General features: G+C 70.4%; 17 protein-coding genes. 4 read left to right on the top strand and 13 right to left on the bottom strand.

The window, feature by feature from the left end:
- Window positions 1-101 precede the first annotated feature (101 nt).
- The 3 genes from R2S09_RS13230 to thyX form a co-directional block, all read right to left on the bottom strand.
- A complete protein-coding gene (locus tag R2S09_RS13230; protein ID WP_316741097.1) occupies window positions 102-1,787 on the bottom strand; it encodes a ribonuclease J in 1,686 nt (561 codons plus the stop codon).
- Window positions 1,788-1,984: 197 nt separating this feature from the next.
- The gene (gene dapA, locus R2S09_RS13225) at window positions 1,985-2,884 is read right to left on the bottom strand and encodes a 4-hydroxy-tetrahydrodipicolinate synthase (protein WP_316741095.1); all 900 of its coding nucleotides are present in this window, start codon (window positions 2,882-2,884) and stop codon (window positions 1,985-1,987) included.
- Between the two features lie 227 nt (window positions 2,885-3,111).
- On the bottom strand, window positions 3,112-3,852 hold the full coding sequence (gene thyX, locus R2S09_RS13220) for an FAD-dependent thymidylate synthase (protein WP_306191536.1): 741 nt from the start codon (window positions 3,850-3,852) through the stop codon (window positions 3,112-3,114).
- Between the two features lie 201 nt (window positions 3,853-4,053).
- On the opposite strand from thyX, the gene R2S09_RS13215 reads away from it, so the two are divergent.
- Both R2S09_RS13215 and R2S09_RS13210 read left to right on the top strand, forming a co-directional pair.
- Window positions 4,054-4,287 carry a hypothetical protein gene (locus tag R2S09_RS13215; RefSeq protein WP_030177463.1) on the top strand — a complete coding sequence of 78 codons (234 nt, stop codon included), beginning with the start codon at window positions 4,054-4,056 and terminating at the stop codon, window positions 4,285-4,287.
- A 127-nt stretch (window positions 4,288-4,414) separates the two neighbouring features.
- Entirely contained in the window at window positions 4,415-4,969 is a 555-nt protein-coding gene (locus R2S09_RS13210; protein ID WP_316741092.1) for a hypothetical protein, read from the top strand.
- Between the two features lie 90 nt (window positions 4,970-5,059).
- Here R2S09_RS13210 and R2S09_RS13205 read toward each other — a convergent pair whose 3' ends face one another.
- The 5 genes from R2S09_RS13205 to rpsO all read right to left on the bottom strand — a co-directional run bounded on the left by R2S09_RS13205 (window position 5,060) and on the right by rpsO (window position 10,602).
- Window positions 5,060-5,515 (bottom strand): hypothetical protein, encoded by a 456-nt coding sequence (locus R2S09_RS13205; RefSeq protein ID WP_306191538.1) that lies wholly within the window; start codon window positions 5,513-5,515, stop codon window positions 5,060-5,062.
- A 44-nt stretch (window positions 5,516-5,559) separates the two neighbouring features.
- A complete protein-coding gene (gene dapB, locus R2S09_RS13200) occupies window positions 5,560-6,312 on the bottom strand; it encodes a 4-hydroxy-tetrahydrodipicolinate reductase (protein WP_306191540.1) in 753 nt (250 codons plus the stop codon).
- A 26-nt stretch (window positions 6,313-6,338) separates the two neighbouring features.
- The gene (locus R2S09_RS13195; RefSeq protein WP_316741090.1) at window positions 6,339-7,718 is read right to left on the bottom strand and encodes a pitrilysin family protein; all 1,380 of its coding nucleotides are present in this window, start codon (window positions 7,716-7,718) and stop codon (window positions 6,339-6,341) included.
- On the bottom strand, window positions 7,715-9,958 hold the full coding sequence (locus tag R2S09_RS13190) for a polyribonucleotide nucleotidyltransferase (protein WP_306191543.1): 2,244 nt from the start codon (window positions 9,956-9,958) through the stop codon (window positions 7,715-7,717). The genes R2S09_RS13195 and R2S09_RS13190 overlap by 4 nt, the downstream gene beginning before the upstream one ends.
- A gap of 356 nt (window positions 9,959-10,314) precedes the next feature.
- On the bottom strand, window positions 10,315-10,602 hold the full coding sequence (gene rpsO, locus R2S09_RS13185) for a 30S ribosomal protein S15 (RefSeq protein ID WP_030177470.1): 288 nt from the start codon (window positions 10,600-10,602) through the stop codon (window positions 10,315-10,317).
- A 302-nt stretch (window positions 10,603-10,904) separates the two neighbouring features.
- Here rpsO and R2S09_RS13180 point away from each other — a divergent pair, with 302 nt between their 5' ends.
- Window positions 10,905-11,198: a DUF397 domain-containing protein gene (locus R2S09_RS13180; RefSeq protein WP_306191544.1), complete on the top strand. Its 294-nt coding sequence runs from the start codon at window positions 10,905-10,907 to the stop codon at window positions 11,196-11,198.
- Between the two features lie 78 nt (window positions 11,199-11,276).
- On the opposite strand, the gene R2S09_RS13175 is transcribed toward R2S09_RS13180, so the two are convergent.
- Together R2S09_RS13175 and eccD are read right to left on the bottom strand one after the other, a co-directional pair.
- Window positions 11,277-12,782 carry a PQQ-binding-like beta-propeller repeat protein gene (locus R2S09_RS13175; RefSeq protein ID WP_316741083.1) on the bottom strand — a complete coding sequence of 502 codons (1,506 nt, stop codon included), beginning with the start codon at window positions 12,780-12,782 and terminating at the stop codon, window positions 11,277-11,279.
- 843 nt (window positions 12,783-13,625) lie between these two features.
- Entirely contained in the window at window positions 13,626-15,134 is a 1,509-nt protein-coding gene (eccD, locus tag R2S09_RS13170; RefSeq protein ID WP_306191576.1) for a type VII secretion integral membrane protein EccD, read from the bottom strand.
- Between the two features lie 357 nt (window positions 15,135-15,491).
- Between eccD and eccCa the strand changes: the two genes are divergently transcribed.
- Window positions 15,492-19,466 carry a type VII secretion protein EccCa gene (gene eccCa / locus R2S09_RS13165; RefSeq protein WP_316741081.1) on the top strand — a complete coding sequence of 1,325 codons (3,975 nt, stop codon included), beginning with the start codon at window positions 15,492-15,494 and terminating at the stop codon, window positions 19,464-19,466.
- Between the two features lie 73 nt (window positions 19,467-19,539).
- Here the strand turns inward: eccCa and R2S09_RS13160 are convergent, their stop codons facing one another.
- The 3 genes from R2S09_RS13160 to R2S09_RS13150 all read right to left on the bottom strand — a co-directional run bounded on the left by R2S09_RS13160 (window position 19,540) and on the right by R2S09_RS13150 (window position 21,649).
- Window positions 19,540-19,839 (bottom strand): WXG100 family type VII secretion target, encoded by a 300-nt coding sequence (locus R2S09_RS13160; protein ID WP_306191547.1) that lies wholly within the window; start codon window positions 19,837-19,839, stop codon window positions 19,540-19,542.
- A gap of 75 nt (window positions 19,840-19,914) precedes the next feature.
- Entirely contained in the window at window positions 19,915-20,256 is a 342-nt protein-coding gene (locus R2S09_RS13155) for a WXG100 family type VII secretion target (RefSeq protein ID WP_030177481.1), read from the bottom strand.
- A 169-nt stretch (window positions 20,257-20,425) separates the two neighbouring features.
- A complete protein-coding gene (locus tag R2S09_RS13150; protein WP_372337801.1) occupies window positions 20,426-21,649 on the bottom strand; it encodes a S8 family serine peptidase in 1,224 nt (407 codons plus the stop codon).
- Window positions 21,650-21,721 lie beyond the last annotated feature (72 nt).

The raw sequence follows: 21,721 nt of genomic DNA, 5'->3' as shown, positions 1-21,721 counted from the left end.
GGGGGGGGGGGGGGGGGGGCGGGGGGGGGCGCGCTCCGTTGCGGGGGGGGGGGGCGCCCCCCCCCCCCCCCCCCCCCCCCCCCCCGCTGCCAGTTCGAGCCTCAGACCTCCACGACGACCGGGAGGATCATCGGCCTGCGTCGGTAGGCGTCCGAGACCCACTTGCCCAGCGTGCGGCGGATGAGCTGCTGGAGCTGATGGACGTCGGCGATGCCTTCCTGGGCCGACTTCTCCAGGGCATCCGCGATCTTGGGCATGACGTCGCCGAAGGCGGAGTCCTCGATACCGGAGCCGCGGGCCTGGATGTGCGGGCCGCCGGTGACCTTGCCGGTGGTGGAGTCGATCACCACGAAGACCGAGATGATGCCCTCGTCGCCGAGGATCTTGCGGTCCTTCAGGGCGGGCTCGCCGACGTCGCCGACGGAGAGGCCGTCGACGTAGACGTAGCCGGCCTGGACCTTGCCGGAGATCTTGGCCTTGCCCTCGACGAGGTCGACGGTGACGCCGTCCTCGGCGATGACGATCCGGTCGTGCGGCACGCCGGTGAGGGCGCCCAGCTCGGCGTTGGCGCGCAGATGGCGCCACTCACCATGGACCGGCATCAGGTTCTTCGGGCGGCAGATGTTGTAGAAGTACAGCAGCTCGCCGGCCGAGGCGTGGCCCGAGACGTGCACCTTGGCGTTGCCCTTGTGGACGACGTTGGCGCCCCAGCGGGTCAGGCCGTTGATCACCCGGTAGACCGCGTTCTCGTTGCCCGGGATGAGCGAGGACGCCAGGATCACCGTGTCGCCCTCGACGATGCGGATCTGGTGGTCCCGGTTGGCCATCCGGGACAGGGCTGCCATCGGCTCGCCCTGTGAGCCCGTGCAGACCAGGACCACTTCGTGGTCGGGCAGGTCGTCGAGCGTCTTGACGTCCACCACCAGGCCCGGCGGAACCTTGAGGTAGCCGAGGTCCCGGGCGATGCCCATGTTGCGGACCATGGAGCGGCCGACGAAGGCGACCCGGCGGCCGTACTCGTGGGCGGCGTCCAGGATCTGCTGGATGCGGTGGACGTGGCTGGCGAAGCTCGCCACGATGATCCGCTTGCGGGCGCCGGCGAAGACCTGGCGCAGCACGCCGGAGATGTCCCGCTCGTGCGGGGTGAAGCCGGGGACCTCGGCGTTCGTGGAGTCGGTGAGGAGCAGGTCGATGCCCTCCTCGCTCAGCCGTGCGAACGCGTGAAGGTCGGTGAGGCGGTTGTCCAGCGGCAGCTGGTCCATCTTGAAGTCACCCGTGTGCACCACCATGCCCGCGGGGGTGCGGACGGCGACGGCGAGGGCGTCCGGGATGGAGTGGTTGACGGCGACGAACTCGCAGTCGAAGGGGCCGATGCGCTCGCGGTTCCCCTCCGCCACCTCCAGGGTGTAGGGGCGGATGCGGTGCTCCTGGAGCTTGGCCTCGATGAGGGCCAGGGTCAGCTTCGAGCCGATCAGCGGGATGTCCGGCTTCTCCCGCAGGAGGTAGGGGACCCCGCCGATGTGGTCCTCGTGGCCGTGTGTGAGGACGATGCCCTCGATGTCGTCGAGACGGTCCCGGACGGACGAGAAGTCCGGCAGGATCAGGTCGATTCCGGGCTGCTCCTCCTCGGGGAAGAGCACTCCGCAGTCGACGATCAGCAGGCGGCCGCCGTACTCGAAAACCGTCATGTTGCGGCCGATCTCGCCCAGGCCGCCGAGCGGGGTGACCCGGAGGCCCCCCTCGACGAGCGGCGGAGGCGGGCCGAGTTCAGGATGCGGATGACTCAAAAGACTCTCCTCACCACACACGCCACGTACCGGTGGGCACGTGGCGCGCGTGACGTTCGTGCAGAAGCAGTTGTCGTTGTGGGGCGCAGGCACCGGTGGCCTGCTTATTCAGTTGCCTGTTCGGTTGTAGAGCCCGGTTCCCGGCAGGGTGCCGGGTGGAGCCGGGCGGTGCGAGAGGGTCTCGCGAAGTCTCGTTGTCAGAGCTGTACCCCGCCGGCGGCAAGATCGATCTTGAGCTGCTCGGTCTCCTCGGGCGTGAGCTCGACCATGGGCGGTCGAAGCGGTCCGCCGGGCAGGCCCTGCAGGGCGAGCGCGGCCTTGGTGGTCATGACGCCCTGGGTGCGGAACATGCCCGTGTAGACCGGGAGCAGCTTCTGGTGGATCTCGGTGGCCTTCTGGACGTCACCGGAGGTGTAGACGTCGATGAGGGCGCGCAGGTCGGGGGTGACGACGTGGCCGACGACCGAGACGAAGCCGACCGCGCCCACGGAGAGCAGCGGCAGGTTCAGCATGTCGTCGCCGGAGTACCAGGCGAGGTCGGAGCGGGCGATGGCCCAGCCGGCGCGGCCGAGATCGCCCTTGGCGTCCTTGTTGGCGACGATCCGCGGGTGCTCGGCGAGGCGGACGATGGTCTCGGTGTTGATCGGGACGCCGCTGCGGCCGGGGATGTCGTAGAGCATGACCGGGAGGCCGGTGGCGTCGGCGATGGCCGTGAAGTGCCGGTACAGGCCCTCCTGCGGGGGCTTGTTGTAGTACGGCGTGACGGTCAGCAGGCCGTGTGCGCCGGCGCGCTCGGCGGCGCGGGCGAGCTCGATGCTGTGGTGGGTGTCGTTGGTGCCGACGCCGGCCACGACGTGGGCACGGTCTCCGACGGCCTCCAGGACCGCGCGTACGAGGTCCGATTTCTCCGCATCGCTGGTGGTGGGGGACTCGCCGGTGGTGCCGTTGACGACCAGGCCGTCGTTGCCTGCGTCCACCAGGTGGGCGGCGAGCCGCTGCGCGCCGTCGAGGTCGAGTGCGCCGTCCGCCGTGAAGGGCGTGACCATGGCGGTGAGGACCCGCCCGAAGGGGGTCTGCGGAGTCGAGGTCGGAGCCATGGGTAACACGCTACTCGTTGCTCGGTGCGGGGTCTGCCCTAGGGGCAGGCGACAAGTCGTGACAAAAGTGGAGCCCGGCACTGCCTGCTCGGGGGTTCAAGCAGTGCCGGGTCCGTTTGATCAGGCTAGATGAACTTCCACAAAGGCCGCAATACGGACACTTCACGAGGCTGACCCGTACATCAGTACCTGCGGAAACGCGATGTCCGGGCGGCTCGGGACACGGGCTACGGGGCGACCCGTCCGTTGGCGTTGAAGGCGGCGTAGGTGAGCGGCATGAGCTTCGCCCACTCGGCCTCCATCCGCTCGCCTACCATCTCGATCTCCCGCTGCGGGAAGGACGGCACCTTGGCCAGCTCGTGCTGGGTGCGCAGGCCGAGGAAGTGCATCAGCGAGCGGGCGTTGCAGGTGGCGTACATCGAGGAGAACAGGCCCACGGGGAGCACCGCGCGGGCGACCTCGCGGGCGACACCGGCGGCGAGCATCTCCTGGTAGGCCTCGTAGGCCTGCCGGTAGGAGTCCTCCATGACCCGCCCGACCAGCTCCTGCTGGGCCTGGGTGCCCTCGACGAACCGGTACTTCCCGGCGCGGCCCTCCTGGACCAGCTTGCGGGAGGCGTCGGGGACGTAGAAGACCGGCTGGAGCTCGCGGTAGCGCCCGGACTCCTCGTTGTAGGACCAGCCGACGCGGTGCCGCATGAACTCGCGGAAGACGAAGATCGGGGCACTGATGAAGAACGTCATCGAGTTGTGCTCGAAGGGGCTGCCGTGCCGGTCCCGCATCAGGTAGTTGATCAGGCCCTTGGAGCGCTCCGGGTCCTTGTTCAGCTCGTCCAGGGACTGCTCGCCGATGGTCGAGACACGGGCTGCGAACAGCACGTCGGCGTCCGACGCCGTGTGCTTGACCAGCTCGACGGTGACGTCGCTGCGGAAGCTGGGCTTCGGGTGGTCGGCGGGGGTGTCGGTCACGGCTCGGAGGGTTCCTTCCTTCACGTCTGACGGGCGGCGCCCACTCTACGGGCCGCCTCTGACATCGGGGCGTTCGGTGCCGGGCCGCGACATCTTCGGTGAAGATCCGAGAATTCGGGGAAAGAGGGCACCTTTTGGGACACTCGTGCGTCTGTATGGGTGAGAAACCCCCGTTCGACCCGGAAGGGAGCCGTGTCCTCGATGTTCCGTCGGCGCGAGTCCGTCCCGTTCGCCTTCGTCGCCGAGGCCGACAGGTTCCGCAGCAATGTCGCTCCCCCGCCCCGGCAGCGGCCGTCCGCCGCCCGGATAGCCGGGCGCTGCCTGCTGGGCCTGACGATCGTCGCGGGACTGGTGGGCTCGCTGATCCTCGGCATGCCCGCGCTGTCGAGCAGCCAGTCCCCCACGCAGACGCAGCAGGCCTCCCACGGGCACTGAGCCACGCGCACCGAGCCGCCGCCACCCTCTGTCACCGCCCCCGCAGACCCCCGCGGGTGGTGAGCGGGGACACAGGCGGATAGCCTCACCGGGCACAGCCCATGCCTGGACGGAGTGAGGACCAGCCGTGCCCCTGCCCTTCCTGACGGCCGACCGCGCCTTCGACGCAGCCGACGACGTCGCGCTGCCGTTCGACGACCGCGAGCGCTGGCGGCGCCCCTACCGGCCCGGCCCGTGGCGGGTGGGCACTGCCGCCCTGGCGCTGCTGCTCGCCTCGTTCGTGCTGCTCGCGGCGGTCGTGATCGCGCTCACCGACGGCCCGTCCTCCGCGGCGGTCTGTTTCGGCGTCGCGCTGGTCGTCATCGCCGGCGCGCTGCGGCTGCTGCGCATGGGCGTGTGGGTCAGCGCCCGTGGGCTGCGTCATGTGGGCTTCCTGCTGACCCGTACGACGCGGTGGTCCGACGTCGTCAGCGTGCGGACGCTGCAGCAGCCGGTGCGCTGGCTCGGACTGCCGCGCACGGTGCAGGGGCAGGCGCTGGTGCTCGCCCGCCGGGGCCGGGCGGCCGGGTCCCTGCCGCCGCTGCTCACCACCCACAACGCCGACTTCCTGGGCCGTGTCACCGCCTTCGACCGGGCGGCGGACTCGGTGGAGGCGTGGGCCGAGGAGCACCGGCCCCACTGACGCGCCCGTTTCGACCTCATACGCCGGTGGGTCCGGTCCGCAACGTGCGGACCGGACCCACCGGTGTGTGACGGTCCGAGCCGTCGGGTGTCAGGCGGCCGGGGCCGGCCTGCCGTCGTGCAGGGCGATGGCGCGCTGCATCGCCTTGCGGGCGCGCGGGGTGTCGCGGGCGTCGTGGTAGGCCACGGCAAGGCGGAACCAGGTGCGCCAGTCGTCGGGGGCGGCCTCCGTCTCGGCCTTGCGCCGGGCGAAGACCTCGTCGGCCGAGTCGCGGTCGATGCGCCCGCTGGGCGTGCGCCTGAGGTCGTCGACGGGCAGGCCGCCCTCGGCGTCGAGTTCGGCGGCGAGCTGGTTGGCCCGGCGGACGAACTGGGTGTTCTTCCAGAGGAACCACAGACCGATCACCGGCAGGATCAGTACGGCGATCCCGAAGGCGATGGTCACGGGCGTGCCGGACTGGAGAAGCATGACGCCGCGGCTGCCGACCAGGACGAAGTAGAAGACCAGGACGGCGGCCGTGACGAGGTAGGTGATCTTCGCGCGCATAAGGGGCTCGGGCTTCGGTTCCGCTCGGTGCTCGGTGCTCTGGGTCAGCTGAGGTCGAGGAAGTGTTCCAGGCCGAAGGTCAGGCCCGGAGTGGTCACCACGCGGCGGGCGCCGAGCAGGATGCCCGGCATGAAGCTGCTGTGGTGGAGGGAGTCGTGGCGCACGGTGAGGGTCTCGCCCTCGCCGCCGAGCAGCACCTCCTGGTGGGCCAGCAGGCCGCGCAGGCGGACCGCGTGCACCGGGACGCCGTCGACGCTCGCGCCGCGCGCGCCGTCCAGGGCCGTCGTCGTGGCGTCGGGCGCAGGGGCCGTACCGGCGGCCCTGCGGGCCTCGGCGATCAGCTGGGCCGTGCGCGTGGCCGTGCCGCTCGGCGCGTCCACCTTGTTCGGGTGGTGCAGTTCGACGACCTCGACCGACTCGAAGTACGGCGCGGCGATCTGCGCGAACTTCATCGTCAGCACGGCGCCGATGGAGAAGTTCGGCGCGATGAGCACACCGGTCTCCGGCGACTGGGCCAGCCACCCCTTCAGCCGCGCGAGGCGCTCCTCGGTCCAGCCGGTGGTACCGACGACCGCGTGGATGCCGTGGTGCACGCAGAAGTCGAGGTTGTCCATGACGGAGTCGGGGGTGGTCAGCTCCACGGCGACCTGGGCCCCGGTCTCCGCCAGCGTCTGGAGCTTGTCGCCCCGGCCGAGGGCGGCGACCAGCTCCATGTCCTCGGCGGCCTCGACCGCCCGTACCGCCTCCGACCCGATCCGGCCCTTGGCGCCGAGGACCGCCACGCGCAGCTTGCTCATCTCTTGTGCTTCCTTACGGGAGGTGTTCAGGCGACGGCGTCGTTCAGCCGCGCGGCCTGCTTGTCCTTGAGCGGGCCGATGACCGACAGCGACGGGCGCTGTCCCAGGATGTCCCGGGCGACGGAGCGGACGTCGTCCGGGGTGACCGCCGCCATCCGGGCCAGCATGTCGTCCACGGAGATCTGCTCGCCCCAGCAGAGCTCGCTCTTGCCGATACGGTTCATCAGCGCTCCCGTGTCCTCCAGGCCGAGCACGGTGGAGCCCTGGAGCTGGCCGATGGCGCGGGTGATCTCGTCGTCGGTCAGGCCGTTGGCGGCGACGTGGTCGAGTTCGTCGCGGCAGATCCTCAGCACGTCGTGCACCTGGCTGGGGCGGCAGCCGGCGTAGACGCCGAACAGGCCGCAGTCGGCGAAGCCGGAGGTGTAGGAGTACACGCTGTAGGCCAGGCCGCGCTTCTCCCGGATCTCCTGGAAGAGCCGGGACGACATGCCGCCGCCGAGGGCCGTGTTGAGGACTCCGAGGGCCCAGCGGCGGTCGTCGGTGCGGGCCAGGCCGGGCATGCCGAGGACGACGTGGGCCTGCTCGGTGCGGCGGCTCTGCACCTCGACGCGGCCCGCGGTGCGCAGGCTGCGCCGGCCGTCGCGGGGGGCGATGGGCGCTGCCTGGGTGTCCCGGAAGGCGCCGGCCTTCTCGAAGGCGGCGCGGACCTGGCGTACGACCTTCTTGTGGTCGATGTTGCCGGCGCAGGCGACCACGAGGTGCGTCGGGTCGTAGTGCTTCCGGTAGAAGCGGCGGATGCGGTCGGCGGTGAGGGCGTTGACCGTGTCGACGGTGCCGAGGACCGGCCGGCCGAGGGGGTGGTCGCCGAACATGGTGTGCGCGAACAGGTCGTGCACACAGTCGCCGGGGTCGTCCTCGGTCATGGCGATCTCCTCGAGGATCGCGCCGCGTTCGACGTCGACGTCCTCCTCGCGGATCATCGAGCCGGTGAGCATGTCGCAGACCACGTCGATGGCCAGCGGCAGGTCGGTGTCGAGCACGCGTGCGTAGTAGCACGTGTACTCCTTGGCCGTGAACGCGTTCATCTCGCCGCCGACGGCGTCGAGGGCGGAGGAGATGTCCAGGGCGGACCGGCGGGAGGTGCCCTTGAAGAGCAGGTGCTCGAGGTAGTGCGTGGCGCCGCCGAGCGAGCGGGTCTCGTCGCGGGAGCCGACGTGCGCCCAGATGCCGAAGGTGGCCGAGCGCACGGAGGGCAGGGTCTCGGTGACGACGCGCAGGCCGCCCGGGAGGGTGGTCTTGCGGACCGTGCCGATGCCGCTCGTGCCCTTGATGAGGGTTTGGGTACGGGCGACGGCCCGCGCCTCCGGGGAGGTGCGGGCCGTCGCCTTGAAGCCACGGGACGTCACTTGGCGGCTTCGTCCTTCTGCTCTTCGTCGCCCGCGGCGGAGCCGCTGTTGGACTCGGTCTCGCCCTCGATCACGGGGACGAGAGAGAGCTTGCCGCGGGAGTCGATCTCGGCGATCTCGACCTGGACCTTCTGGCCCACGCCGAGCACGTCCTCGACGTTCTCCACGCGCTTGCCGCCGGCCAGCTTGCGGATCTGCGAGATGTGCAGCAGACCGTCCTTGCCGGGCAGCAGGGAGACGAACGCGCCGAAGGTGGTCGTCTTCACGACCGTACCGAGGTAACGCTCGCCGACCTCCGGCATCGTCGGGTTGGCGATGCTGTTGATCGTGGTGCGGGCGGCCTCGGCGGAGGGGCCGTCGGCGGCGCCGATGTAGATCGTGCCGTCGTCCTCGATGGTGATCTCGGCGCCCGTGTCCTCCTGGATCTGGTTGATCATCTTGCCCTTGGGGCCGATGACCTCACCGATCTTGTCGACCGGGATCTTGACGGTGATGATCCGCGGGGCGTGCGGGGACATCTCGTCGGGCCGGTCGATGGCCTCCATCATCACGTCGAGGATGTGGAGGCGGGCGTCACGGGCCTGCTTCAGGGCGGCGGCCAGGACGGAGGCCGGGATACCGTCCAGCTTGGTGTCCAGCTGGAGGGCGGTCACGAAGTCCTTCGTGCCGGCGACCTTGAAGTCCATGTCACCGAAGGCGTCCTCCGCACCGAGGATGTCGGTGAGGGTGACGTAGTGCGTCTCGCCCTCGATCTCCTGGGAGATCAGGCCCATGGCGATGCCGGCGACCGGGGCCTTCAGCGGCACACCGGCGTTCAGCAGCGACATGGTGGAGGCGCAGACCGAGCCCATGGACGTCGAGCCGTTGGAGCCGAGGGCCTCGGACACCTGACGGATCGCGTACGGGAACTCCTCGCGCGTGGGCAGCACCGGCACGAGGGCGCGCTCGGCGAGGGCGCCGTGGCCGATCTCGCGACGCTTGGGGGAGCCGACGCGGCCGGTCTCGCCGGTGGAGTACGGCGGGAAGTTGTAGTTGTGCATGTAGCGCTTGCGGGTCACCGGCGAGAGGGTGTCCAGCTGCTGCTCCATGCGCAGCATGTTGAGGGTGGTGACGCCCAGGATCTGGGTCTCGCCACGCTCGAACAGCGCGGAGCCGTGCACCCGCGGGACGGTTTCGACCTCGGCGGCCAGGGTGCGGATGTCGGTGACACCGCGGCCGTCGATGCGCTTCTTCTCCTTGATGACGCGCTCGCGGACCAGGGTCTTGGTCAGCGAGCGGTACGCGGCGGAGATCTCCTTCTCGCGGCCCTCGAACTCGGGCAGCAGCTTCTCGGCGGCCAGGCTCTTGACGCGGTCCAGCTCGGCCTCGCGCTCCTGCTTGCCGGCGATGGTGAGCGCCTGGGCGAGCTCGGGGCGGACGGCGGCGGTGAGCGCCTCCAGGACGTCGTCCTGGTAGTCCAGGAAGATCGGGAACTCGCCGGTCGGCTTGGCGGCCTTGGCGGCGAGGTCCGACTGGGCCTTGCACAGCACCTTGATGAAGGGCTTCGCGGCCTCCAGACCGGCGGCGACGACCTCCTCGGTCGGCGCCTCGGCGCCGCCCTCGACGAGCTTGATGGTCTTGTCGGTGGCCTCGGCCTCGACCATCATGATCGCGACGTCGCCGTCCGGCAGGGTGCGGCCCGCGACGACCATGTCGAAGACGGCGTCCTCGAGCTCGGTGTGCGTCGGGAAGGCGACCCACTGGCCGTTGATCAGCGCGACGCGGACGCCGCCGATCGGACCGGAGAAGGGCAGGCCGGCCAGCTGCGTGGACGCGGACGCGGCGTTGATCGCCACGACGTCGTACAGGTGGTCGGGGTTGAGCGCCATGACCGTGCAGACGACCTGGATCTCGTTGCGCAGGCCCTTCTTGAAGGACGGGCGCAGCGGGCGGTCGATGAGGCGGCAGGTGAGGATGGCGTCCTCGGAGGGCCGGCCCTCACGGCGGAAGAAGGAACCGGGGATCTTCCCGGCCGCGTACATCCGCTCCTCGACGTCGACCGTCAGCGGGAAGAAGTCGAGCTGGTCCTTGGGGTTCTTGGAGGCGGTGGTGGCCGACAGCACCATGGTGTCGTCGTCCAGGTAGGCCACGGCCGAGCCGGCGGCCTGCTTGGCCAGGCGGCCCGTCTCGAACCGGATGGTACGGGTGCCGAAGGAACCGTTGTCGATCACGGCTTCGGCGTAGTGGGTCTCGTTCTCCACTAGCGTTTTCTCCTCGTCCTCGTCCCACTCGCCCGTGTGGCGGAGGGACGGTGGCGGAGAGGCGCTCCGTCTGGTGCGGGCCGGTCTTCGATCGAAGCACCCGGGAGTCACTCCCGGGAGCCACTACCGAGGACCGGCGGCGGCGAGGCGCGCTTCTCCTCGTTCGTCGTGCGGGACGGCGCCCTACCTGCTGTCGGTGGGCACTGTCACGCTGTGTCATACGTATGCCGTTGTGCTACCACACTACAAAGCGGCACTGACAGTCCGCACGTTTCCGTACGTTCCGCCGGGCCTCACGCGCATACGGCGAAGGGAGCGGCCCCCTGTCGTCCGGGAACCGCTCCCTCCACGGCGTCCTACTTGGCGCCCGCCGCACCACGGCGGATGCCGAGGCGGTCGACCAGCGCACGGAAGCGCTGGATGTCCTTCTTGGCGAGGTACTGCAGCAGGCGGCGGCGCTGCCCGACCAGGATCAGCAGGCCACGGCGGGAGTGGTGGTCGTGCTTGTGGGTCTTGAGGTGCTCGGTCAGGTCGGAGATCCGACGCGAGAGCAGAGCGACCTGGACCTCGGGGGAGCCGGTGTCACCCTCCTTGGTACCGAACTCGCCGATGATCTGCTTCTTCGTAGCGGCGTCGAGCGACACGCGTACTCCTCATGGTGTGTGATGGCCACCGAGTGCCCCAGGTCTTCGTCTCTGGGGAGCTTCCGTGACTCGGGTGGCGGGGGTCCGCTGGGCGCGGCCTCCAGGGCCCACAGGGCTTCCTGCGACGGCTCCGGGGGTGCGTACACAAACGGCCGTCACTCAGGGTACCAGGCGGTCACGGGCGCCCTCACCACGGTCCGTGAAGGCTGCTGACGGGACCGCGCGGACCACTAGGGTGAGCGTCGATCCAGTACCCGAGTCCGTACTGGGTCCGTACCACGTCGGGAAGGGGTCGCTGCGCGATGGCGGAGACGGAAGCGGAGATCAAGGCACGCAAGGAACGCGAGCGCGACGAACTGTACGCCCTCGACATCTCGGGCGTGGAGTGGCACTGCGCGCCGGGCACGGAGGAGCACGAGGAGCGCGTCGAGATCGCCTCTCTTCCCGGCGGCGCCGTGGCCATGCGGTCGTCGCTCGACCACGACACGGTGCTGCGCTACACGGAGGCGGAGTGGCGGGCGTTCGTGCTGGGCGCGCGGGACGGCGAGTTCGACCTGGAGCCGGCGCCGCACGACGGGGGCACCGCGGCCGAGTGAGCGGCGTACCGCAGTGAACGACGGTGTGAGGGGGGCGGCACGCGCCTGCGCCGCCCCCCTCACACCGTTTCCGTGGCTTCAGTGCTTCAGTCCGGCACTCTGGTAGCCGATGGCCATCAGCACCTCGTCCTTGGGGGCGTTGTCGTCGCGGACGAGCTGGCGCCGGGAGAAGAAGATCCGGCCCTGCTCCACCACGATGTCCGACTGCTCGGGATCGCTGAGCTCGTACTCGTCGTCCTCCGGGAGCTGGAACAGCAGCATCGGGGTCTCCTTGTCCGTCCGCGGGTTCCAGCCGACCAGGGCGGCCGGGGCGACGGATCCGGCGCCCGCGCGGTAGATCAGCAGTTCGTCGCCGCTCATCCGGATCGGGTAGACCATCTGCATCTCACGGCCTTCGAACTTGCCGCGCGTCCTGCCGGTCGTCAGGTCGAACGCCACGATCCAGTCCGAGGGCTGGTCGTTGGCGATGTTCTCCTTGCTCATGACGTAGGCCTGGGTGGGGCCCACGACCATGCCGTCGCAGTTCTCCACCACACCGAAGAACGGCCCGCCGTAGGACCGGCTGCCGCACTTGGCGTCGTATCCGTTCAGGGAGACGGTGGCAAGGTGCCGGCCCCGGCCGTCCAGCGTGATCAGGTCCGTGACCGAGCTGTCCCCGGCCGCGACGGCCAGGACGGGCGGGTCGGAGGAGGGCAGGTAGACGTCCCCGACCCCGGCCGCGACTTTGTACGTCCACAGGTTCTTGCCGGTCCGCGGGTCCAGCTTCTGCACCTTGTAGGTGGTGTCGGGTGCCTCTCCGCAGCCGACCAGGGCGAGCAGCGCGCGTCCTCCGGCGAATCCCTTGTCCTCGCACTGGGACGTCATGGTGCTGTTCCACAGCTGCTTGCCGCTCTTCATGTCGTACGCCACCGAGCCGCGCCCCCAGGCCACCGCGACGACGCCCTTGGTCAGGGTGAGGTTGGTGTTCGTGACGTAGGCGAAGGTGGCCGCCGGCATCTTCCTCTGCCACAGCTTCTTGCCGGTGTTCAGGTCGAGGAACACCACCTGGTCGCAGATGCCCTTGTCGCCGGCGCCGTCGCCCTTGGGCGGCTGGACGACGACCGCGGTGCGGCCGTCGGCGGTGACGTGCCGGCTGGTGGCGCAGACGTAGCCACCGAGATCGAGGGTCCAGGCCGTCTCGTCGTAGTGGGGCTTGATCCGGTAGCCCTCGACGCGGTTGGCGACGGCCTTGGCGAGGATCTTGCCGGTGGCCCAGGTGCCGGGCGCGTAGCGCGGGTTGGTGTCGGTGTTCTTCTCCAGGTGTCCGGCGTAGTGCTCGATCACCTCCTGGCCCTCCGGCGAGGCGGGGACCTTCTCGACCGTGCTGCGGACGTCGTCCGGACTCTGGGGGGCGGCTGCCGCCTTGTGGTCGGCCGGCGCACTGTGGTCCCCCGCGGACCACAGGAGCCCGCCACCGACGCAGAGCGCGGCGACCAGGAGGACGGCGGCCGTCCCGCCGGCGGCTCTGTTGCGGCGGCGTCTGCGTGCCTGGTCGGCCGCGACGGCGGACTGCGTGTAGGGGGAAGGGGGTGGGCCGAAGCTCACGTGTCGGGTACCTCTCGTCACCGAACCGGACAGCCACCATGGCTGCCTCGGCCGTCGTCTTGGACCGGTCACCCCGGCCCGTCGTCTTGGACCGGTCACCCCGGCCCGTCGTCTTGGACCGGTCACCCCGGCCCGTCGTCTTGGGCCGGTCACGCGGCCCGTCCTCTGCCGGCCGTCCCGGCCGACCTTCTACTGCCGGACGTCCCGGCCGGACCTCCAGGGCCGGTCGCCGGCCGGTGTTCCACGGCGGACGTCCCGGCGGCTGTGCCACGGCCGGACATCCCAGCCGGTGTTCCACCGCCGGTCGTCTTGGCCCGCCATGTCGGCGCCGGGGACCTTGCTGTTGACTCGGCCCGTCACCTGACCCGACACGTCGGCCGGTCGTCTCGGCCGCCGTATCGGTCGGCAGCCCGACCCGTCGCACCGACCGGTCGTCCCGGCCCGTCGACTCAGCCGGTCACCCGGTCACCCGGTCGTCCGTCTCAGTCGGGCACTCCGCCCGTCATTCCGGTCGCGACCCAGCCTGTTGGCTCAGCTCGTCGCGCCGGCCCGACGCGCCGGCCGCTCGCCTCGGCCGCCCTGTCAGCCCGTAACCCGGCCCGCCACACCAACCGGTCACCCGGCGTCGTGGTTCCGGCGGTCGTCCGGGGGTGCCGGGTCCGTCGGCTCCACCGCTTGCGTGTGGCGCGTGCGTCGGCCCATCGCTCGATACGTACGCACTCACCCGGCCCTACGGCTCGTGCCTGAGCCGGGTGCTCGGACCGGACCTGCGGGCTCGGCTCGACCGGACGGCATTTCTCGTTGTTGTCTGCCCGTCAGCTCAGCGCGAGGCGTGCTGTCGTCTCAGCTCGTCATCGCGCGTACGGTCGCGTAGACGTCGAAGACCGCCAGGGTCAGCGGGACCAGGGTGAGCAGGACGAAGCTCTCCGCGATCTCCAGGAAGCGGCCCCAGAAGGGGGTGACGCCGCGCCTGGGGGCGATCAGGCCGATCGCGGTGACCAGGGCGGCCGCCGCGGCGACGGCCGCCGCGAGCCAGAGGCTGCGGATGTCCAGCGCGGTGGTGTCGCCGTGCAGCGCGTCGCGCACGTACTCCAGGGGCGGGTTGAGCGCGAGGCCGATGCCGAGGAAGACGAGCGCGGCCAGGCCCGCGGACAGGGTGGCGGCGACCTGCGCGGTGTAGCGGAACAGGCCGGCGCGCATGAGCATCGCCACTCCGGTGGCCAGCGCCAGGAGCTCCGCCCAGACGTCGCTGGAGAAGCCGAGGACGATCGAGGCGCCGACGGAGACGAGCGCGCAGCCGCCGACGAGGCCGACGAGCAGTTCGTGGCCGCGGTGGGCCTGCGCCGCGACCCGCTCGGCGTCGACGGGCTCGGGCGCGTTCGGCTCGCCCTCCGCGTAGCCGCCGCCCGAGGCGCTCGGCGCCTCGAAGCCGATGGGCAGCCGCGCGAAGCGCATGGACAGTCCGGGCAGGAAGGCGAGCGCGCCCACGGAGAGCGGGGCGCAGACGGCGGCCGTCTCGATGGGCCTGAGGTCGGTGAGCATCCCGATGAACGTGGTGACCAGACCGACCGCCGAGGCGAAGACGAACGCCACGAAGGGACCGTCACCGCCCGGCGAGACCAGGGTGAGCACGACGGAGGCGATCAGGACGGCCGCGCAGGCGAGCAGGAACTGGAGCCGTCCGATGCCCTCCCCGGCGGCGAGGGGCAGCAGCCCGGAGCCGCCCACGGCGATGTTCGGCAGGGCGCCCAGGCCGAGGGCGACGGCGGAGCCCCGGTCGTCGTAGACCCGTGCGCGGACGCAGGCGAAGACGGTCAGGAGCACTCCGGTGACGGCGGCGAGGACGCCCTGGAGGCTGTGCATGTCGTGGCGGAGCTGCGAGCTCCAGACCACGAACGCGAGCAGCGCGGGCAGGATGCCGCCGGCGACGAGGCCGGCCACCCGGGTCAGGTCGCCGTCCCACAGGGCGCGATCGCTGGTGACGGCGGAGGCGACGGCCTCGGATACGTCGTCGAAGACGGCGGGCGGCAGCGACTCGGCGAACGGGCGCAGCGTGAGCAGCTCGCCGTCGAGGATGCGCTGCGCGGCGAAGGAGCGGGAGCTGTCGAGGACCGTGCCGTCACGGCGGACGAGGTGGTATCCGACGGGCGCGCCCTCGCCGGGGCTCTGCCGGGCGAGCCGCAGGATCTCCGGGTACAGGTCGGCGACCGGTACGTCGTCGGGCAGTGCGACGTCGATGCGGCTGTCGGGCGCCACGATCGTGACCCGGCAGAAACCGAAGCCTGTGCCCGCCCCGGAAGGGGCTCCGGTGCCCGGTCCGGCGTTGGCGCCGGCCGGCGCGGAGGCCGTCATGCTCACCTGCTGTTCCCCCTCGTCGATGGTGAGGCCGGTCGGCACGTCGCCGCGCACACCCGGCCGTGAAGATCATGTGCATGTTCCGGTGGGAGTTCGTGCGGTGTCTCCCCCGCTGCCGGCCGACTGCGCCGTCAGGACCGGAAGGTACGAGAGGCACGCGCATCGAACGTCGCGAATTGCCCAGTTTCACCAGGCGGATTCGCAACTGCTCACACAACTCCTCACGCGTCTCTCCGGCACCCTACCGCCCGCCGGTGTCAGTGGTTGTCAGTAGGATCGCGGTGCGCGATCGGCGTCCGCCTGACACGGGGCGGCGGACAGAACACCTCGGTCGGGCTAGGGAATTGGTGCGTAGTGAGCCATATCGTCGTCAAGCGCCCGCCGCGGGCACTGCCGAAGGACGTGCCCACGGACGAGATCGTGCTGCAGCCCCCGCCGGAGCTGCCGCGCGGGCAGCAGGAAGGCGCACTGATGCAGCTCCTGCCCATGCTCGGCATGGGCGGCTCGGTGGTGTTCTTCTTCAACCCGCAGGCCCAGCCCTTCATGAAGATCATGGGCATGGTGATGGTGGCCTCCACGATCGCCATGGGCATCTCCATGCTGGTGCGCTACCGCCGTGGCAACCAGGGGCAGATGGCCGACATCCGCCGCGACTACCTGCGCTACCTGGGGCAGACCCGGCGCGCGGCCCTGGACACCGCGCAGGCCCAGCTCGACGCCCAGTACTACCTGCATCCTTCGCCTGAGCAACTGTGGGCGCTGGTCGCCGAGGGCAGCCGGGTGTGGGAGCGGCGCACCGGCGACGAGGACTTCGGGCAGGTGCGCGTGGGCCTCGGCCCGCAGTCCCTGGCCACCCCTCTGATCGCGCCGGAGACCGGCCCGGTGGACCAGTTGGAGCCGCTGACCGCCGGAGCGATGCAGCGCTTCCTGGCCACGCACAGCACCCTCGAGAGCCTGCCCATGGCCGTGTCGCTGCGCGCCTTCTACCACGTGACGGTCAGCGGCGAGCCCGCGACCGTGCGCGGTTCGGCCCGTGCGCTGATCGGCTCCCTCGCCTCGCTGCACTCCCCCGAGGACATGCTGGTCGCCGTGGCCGCCCACCGGGACACCGCACCGGAGTGGGAGTGGGCCAAGTGGCTGCCGCACAGCCAGGCCCCGGGCGTCGCCGACGGCGCGGGCAGCCGCCGGCTGATCACCACCGACCCGGCGGAGCTGGAGGATCTGCTCGGCACGCGGCTCCAGGGCCGGCCGCGGTTCCACCCGGCCGGGCCGCCCGTCCCCGAGCAGCCGCACCTGGTGATCGTCCTCGACGGTGTGTCCCTGTCGCCCGCGTCGCTGCTGGCCTCCCCCGAGGGCCTGCAGGGCGTGACGGTGATCGAGGTCGTGCCCGGCGAACTCACCGCCGGACGCGGCGACCTCTCCGTCGTCGTACGTCCCAAGGAGCTGAGCCTGGAGTCCGCCCACGGCATGGTCTACGAGGGCACGCCGGACGTGCTGTCGTACGAGGCCGCCGAGGCGCTGGCCCGGCAGCTGGCGCCGCTCCGGGTCGCCTCGGGCGGGGACGACGACGAACCGCTGCTGGCCAACCTGGAGTTCACCGACCTGCTGAACCTGGGCGACGCGGTCTCCGTCGACCCCCAGCGCACCTGGCGGCCGCGCGCGCAGGCCGAGCGGCTGCGGGTGCCGATCGGTGTCGGCGAGGACGGCCGGCCGGTCATGCTGGACCTGAAGGAGGCGGCCCAGGAGGGCATGGGGCCGCACGGCCTGTGCGTGGGCGCGACCGGTTCCGGAAAGTCGGAGCTGCTGCGCACCCTGGTCCTGGGCCTCGCCGTGACCCACTCCTCCGAGACCCTCAACTTCGTCCTCGCCGACTTCAAGGGCGGTGCCACGTTCGCGGGGATGGCGCAGCTGCCGCACGTCGCGGCGGTGATCACCAACCTCGCCGACGACCTCACGCTCGTGGACCGCATGGGCGACTCGATCCGCGGTGAGCTCAACCGCCGCCAGGAGATGCTCCGCGACGCGGGCAACTACGCCAACATCCACGACTACGAGAAGGCGCGCGCCGCGGGCGCCCCGCTCCAGCCGATCCCGTCCCTCGTGCTGGTCATCGACGAGTTCAGCGAACTGCTGACCGCCAAGCCGGACTTCATCGACATGTTCGTGCAGATCGGCCGTATCGGCCGGTCGCTGGGCGTGCATCTGCTGCTGGCCTCGCAGCGCCTGGAGGAGGGCCGCCTGCGCGGCCTGGAGACCTATCTGTCGTACCGCATCGGTCTGCGCACCTTCTCCGCGGCGGAGTCGCGTGCCGCGCTCGGCGTCCCGGACGCCTACGAGCTGCCGAACATCCCCGGTTCGGGCTTCCTGAAGTTCGGCACCGACGAGATGGTGCGCTTCAAGGCCGCGTACGTCTCCGGGGTGTACCGCACGAGCTCCCAGCAGGCGGCGGCCGCGATCGGCGGGCCGCTCCCGGTGGACCGCAGGCCGGTGCTGTTCACGGCCGCCGAGGTGCCGGTGCAGTACGTGCCGGCGCCGCGACAGCGGCAGGAGCCGCAGCGCGACGAGAAGGACGACGCGCTCGCGGACACCGTGCTCGACGTGATCGTGCGCCGGCTGGAGGCCCAGGGACCGGCGGCCCACCAGGTGTGGCTGCCGCCGCTGGACAGCCCGCCGTCCCTGGACTCGCTGCTGCCCGGGCTCGCCCCGGTGCCCGGCCGCGGCCTGACCCAGCCCGGCTACGAGGGCGCGGGCCGGCTCGTCGTCCCCGTCGGCATCGTCGACAAGCCGTACGAGCAGCGGCGCGACCCGCTGTGGATCGACTTCGGCGGCGCGGCCGGGCACATGCAGATCCTCGGCGGTCCGCAGTCCGGCAAGTCGACGCTGGTGCGCTCCCTCGTCGCCGCCTTCACGCTCACCCACACCCCGCACGAGGTGCAGTTCTACGGCCTCGACTTCGGTGGCGGCGGCATGGCCGCCCTGGCCGGTCTGCCGCACGTGGGCGGCGTGGCCTCGCGCCTGGACCCGGAGAAGGTGCGGCGCACGGCGGCCGAGGTGTACGGCGTGATGACCCGGCGGGAGGAGTACTTCCGCGCCTCGGGCATCTCCTCCATCGCGGAGTTCCGCACCCGCCGCGCGCGCGGCGACATCTCGGTCACCGACCAGCCGTGGGGCGACGTCTTCCTGGTCATCGACGGCTGGGGCAACTTCCGCTCCGACTACGAGGCGCTGGAGCCGCTGGTGCTGGACATCGCGGCCCGCGGCCTCGGTTACGGCATCCACCTGGTCCTGACCGCCTCACGGTCGATGGAGGTCCGCTCCAACCTCAAGGACCACCTGATGAACCGTCTGGAGCTGCGGCTCGGCGACCCGATGGACTCCGAGTTCGACCGCAAGGTCGCGGCGAACGTGCCCACGGGCGTGCCCGGACGCGGTCAGACGCCGCAGAAGCAGCACTTCATGGCGGCGGTCCCGCGGATCGACGGCCTGTCCTCCGACACGGACCTCGCGGACGCGACCACGGCCCTCGCGGCCGAGGTGACGCGCCACTGGCAGCAGCCCGGAGCCCCCGAGGTCCGCCTGCTCCCCCGCGAGTTCCCGGCCACCCAGCTCCCGTCGGGCGACCGCTTCCCGAACCGCGGTGTCTCCTTCGCCCTGGACGAGGACAACCTGGAACCGGTCTTCGTGGACTTCGACCAAGACCCGTTCTTCCTCGTCTTCGGCGAGAGCGAGTCCGGCAAGTCGAACCTGCTGAGGCTGCTCATCCAGCGCCTCACCGAGCGCTACGACGGCGACAGCTGCAAGTTGTTCGTGGTCGACAACCGCCGCTCGCTGCTCGGGGTGACCCCGTCCTCGCACCTGGCGGAGTACATCCCCATGTCGAGCCAGATGCAGCACCACATGGACGCCCTGGCCGACCTGATGCAGCGCCGCACACCGACCTCGGACGTCACCGCCGAGCAGCTGCGCGACCGCAGCTGGTGGCGCGGCCCCACGGTGTACGTGATCATCGACGACTACGACCTGGTCTCCACCTCCAGCGGCAACCCCCTCGCTGTCCTCACGGAGATGCTCCCCTTCGCCCGTGACGTCGGCGTCCGCTTCATCATCGCCCGCTCCACAGCGGGCGCGAGCCGCGCCGGCTACGAGAACTTCATGCAGCGCATCAAGGAACTCGGTGCCCAGGGCGTGGTCCTCTCGGGCGACCCGAACGAGGGCGACCTCCTGGGCGGGGTCCGACCCCGGCCGATGCCCGCGGGGCGCGGGGTGTTCGTGTCCCGGCGGCAGGGGAGGCCGTTGGTTCAGGTGGGGTTGGTGCGCGACGCGGACTGAGCGGCCCGGACACACTAACGGGGTGGGCGCCTCCCGCGCGCGCCCACCCCGTTGTGGTTCTCGGCTGTTCGGCCTACCGGAAGTAGCTGGCGGCCTGCTTGTCGCCCTCCATGTAGTCACCGCCGGCCATGTGGACCACGTGACCGATGCCGGTCAGGGCGGTGTGGATGTCGTTGGCTTCCTTGTCCCACTTCTGCAGCTTCTCGTGGAAGGTGCCCTGGGCCTCGCCCTCCCAGTACTGCAGGCTCTGCACGACCAGCTGTCGGAGCTCATGCAGGTCCCGCTCGAGCGTCTTGGCCTGGTTACCGATCTGCGTGGCCGCGACGTCGAGCCCGTTGTAAGTGACGCTCAGCCCGTCGGCGTTGTTGCCCATCTCTGTCTACCTCGTCTCGCTCGTGTCTGCCTGATGGATGCCGGCTGCCCGGCCGATTCCGTGTAGCCGCCCGTGTCAGTACGAGCTGAAGGGAGAGACCGTCGGCGCGCCGTCGTGAACGTCGATCCGGTTCACCGACGCACGCACGTCGTCTTCCTTGCTGTCCTTGATGTGACGCGTCTTGGTCATCGCCTCGATGACGTCACCCAGGATCTTGCCGATGTTCTGCAGGGACTCGTTGATCTCGTACTGCTTCTTGTCGAACGCGGCACGGCCGATGCCCTGCCACTGTCCCTCGAGGCCGTCGATGACCTGCTGCAGGCTGTGCACCCGGCTCCGGATGCCGTCGTACTTCGTGTACATGTCGTTCTGCAGCTTGACTACTGCGGCGTCTTCGAGCTTCTGCTTGCCGGCCATGACCAGCCCGCCCTTCCTCTGTCTGTTGTCCGGTCCACTGTTGTCCGGTCCAACGGTGTCGGCTCAGCGCCCGGGTTGGCGAAGAGCACGCATGGGGTGCCTGTCGGCACGTTCTCTCCCGAGCCCGTTCCGACAGGCCGCCGAAGTCTGTCGTCCGTCCCCGGCACGCTCACCCGGCGCGCCGTGCACGCATGACGGCGAAGCCACCGCCACCGATCACCACGACCGCCGCGGCCGCGCCCAGTGCGATCCAGAGCGTGCTGCTGTCGTTCGACGATCGCACATTTGATCCTGCCGCAGATGTGCCGCCGGTCGTACCTTTTTCCGGGGCCTGTGACGAGGCTGAGGCGGAGGCGGACGCGGAAGCCGAGGGCGCGGGGGTGTGTCCGGACTTGGCCAGCAGGTCGCCGCCGTTCTCCTTAGCGAGTGGGTCGACGTCCGGAGGGCCCGGGTCATAGTGAGGGTTCATAAGAACGTTCTTCGGCCGCACGGCTCCGTAGCCGAGGTACGAACTCGGGTTGTTCTTCGCCCAGCTGCGTCCGGCCGTGTCGATCAGGGCCCGGGTGACCTGGTTCACCGTCCAGTCGGGGTGGGCGGACCAGATCAGTGCCGCGGAGGCGGAGGCGATTGCGGCGGCGGCGCTCGTACCGTTCTGGTTGTCGCAATAGGAGCGGAAGGTGCCGTCGCACCAGCCGGGGAATCCTTCACCCGGTGCTGTCAGATCCACCCAACTGCCGTGTGACGAGAACTTCGACACGGTGCCGGATGCGTCCATCGAGGAGACGCCGATGACGTAGCCAAAGCCGGCGGGGTAGCCGATCTCTCCCTTGCCACGCCCGTCGTTGCCGACCGCCGCGACCATCAACTTTCCCTTGGAGGCCGCGTAATTGACTGCCTCCTCCATCGTCGGGTCGGGCACTCCTCCGAACGACATGCTGATGATCTCCGCATCGGTGTCGGCGGCCGCCCTGATCGCCTGCCAGGGCTCAGGGCTCTTCTTCGCCTCCTCGCCTTTCAGGCCATGGAGATCGATACGGTAGGGAACGATCTTCGCGCCAGGAGCCAGCCCCTTGATGCCGCCACCGGCCCCCGTGCCGGCGATCAACTCGGCCATGGTCGTCCCGTGCCCGTCGAAGTCCTGCGTGGCATGGTAGGCGACCGACTTGGGGACTTCATCCGCCAGGACCTGTCCCTTCAATGAAGGCGTATCCGGATTCACGCCGGTGTCGATGACAGCCACCTTCACGCCTTTGCCCGTGCTGACCTTCCACATCTGCTCGGCCTGCATGGGCTTCAGGTACCACTGCTTCGACTGCTCATCGGCGGTCGCGCTCGGGGCGAGTCCGACGCTCAGAGCGGCCAGGGTGCCGACGATCGCACCCACCGCACGCACGCGGCTGCCGCGGCGCCCCCCGCGGAGCCTTGCTCGCTCGGTTCGTCGGCTGGTCCCTGACTTCATGCTGCT

This window comes from Streptomyces sp. MK7 (assembly GCF_032658145.1).
Taxonomy (GTDB): domain Bacteria; phylum Actinomycetota; class Actinomycetes; order Streptomycetales; family Streptomycetaceae; genus Streptomyces; species Streptomyces spiralis.
This window is presented reverse-complemented; position numbering and strand designations above follow the sequence as displayed.

Excerpts from the sequence above, each read along its gene's own strand:
- dapA (WP_316741095.1), bottom strand. The coding sequence starts at position 2,884 with ATGGCTCCGACCTCGACTCCGCAGACCCCCTTCGGGCGGGTCCTCACC.
- eccD (WP_306191576.1), bottom strand. The coding sequence starts at position 15,134 with ATGACGGCCTCCGCGCCGGCCGGCGCCAACGCCGGACCGGGCACCGGA.
- R2S09_RS13180 (WP_306191544.1), top strand. The coding sequence starts at position 10,905 with ATGGCGGAGACGGAAGCGGAGATCAAGGCACGCAAGGAACGCGAGCGC.
- R2S09_RS13155 (WP_030177481.1), bottom strand. The coding sequence starts at position 20,256 with ATGGCCGGCAAGCAGAAGCTCGAAGACGCCGCAGTAGTCAAGCTGCAG.
- R2S09_RS13160 (WP_306191547.1), bottom strand. The coding sequence starts at position 19,839 with ATGGGCAACAACGCCGACGGGCTGAGCGTCACTTACAACGGGCTCGAC.
- dapB (WP_306191540.1), bottom strand. The coding sequence starts at position 6,312 with ATGAGCAAGCTGCGCGTGGCGGTCCTCGGCGCCAAGGGCCGGATCGGG.
- R2S09_RS13205 (WP_306191538.1), bottom strand. The coding sequence starts at position 5,515 with ATGCGCGCGAAGATCACCTACCTCGTCACGGCCGCCGTCCTGGTCTTC.
- R2S09_RS13215 (WP_030177463.1), top strand. The coding sequence starts at position 4,054 with ATGTTCCGTCGGCGCGAGTCCGTCCCGTTCGCCTTCGTCGCCGAGGCC.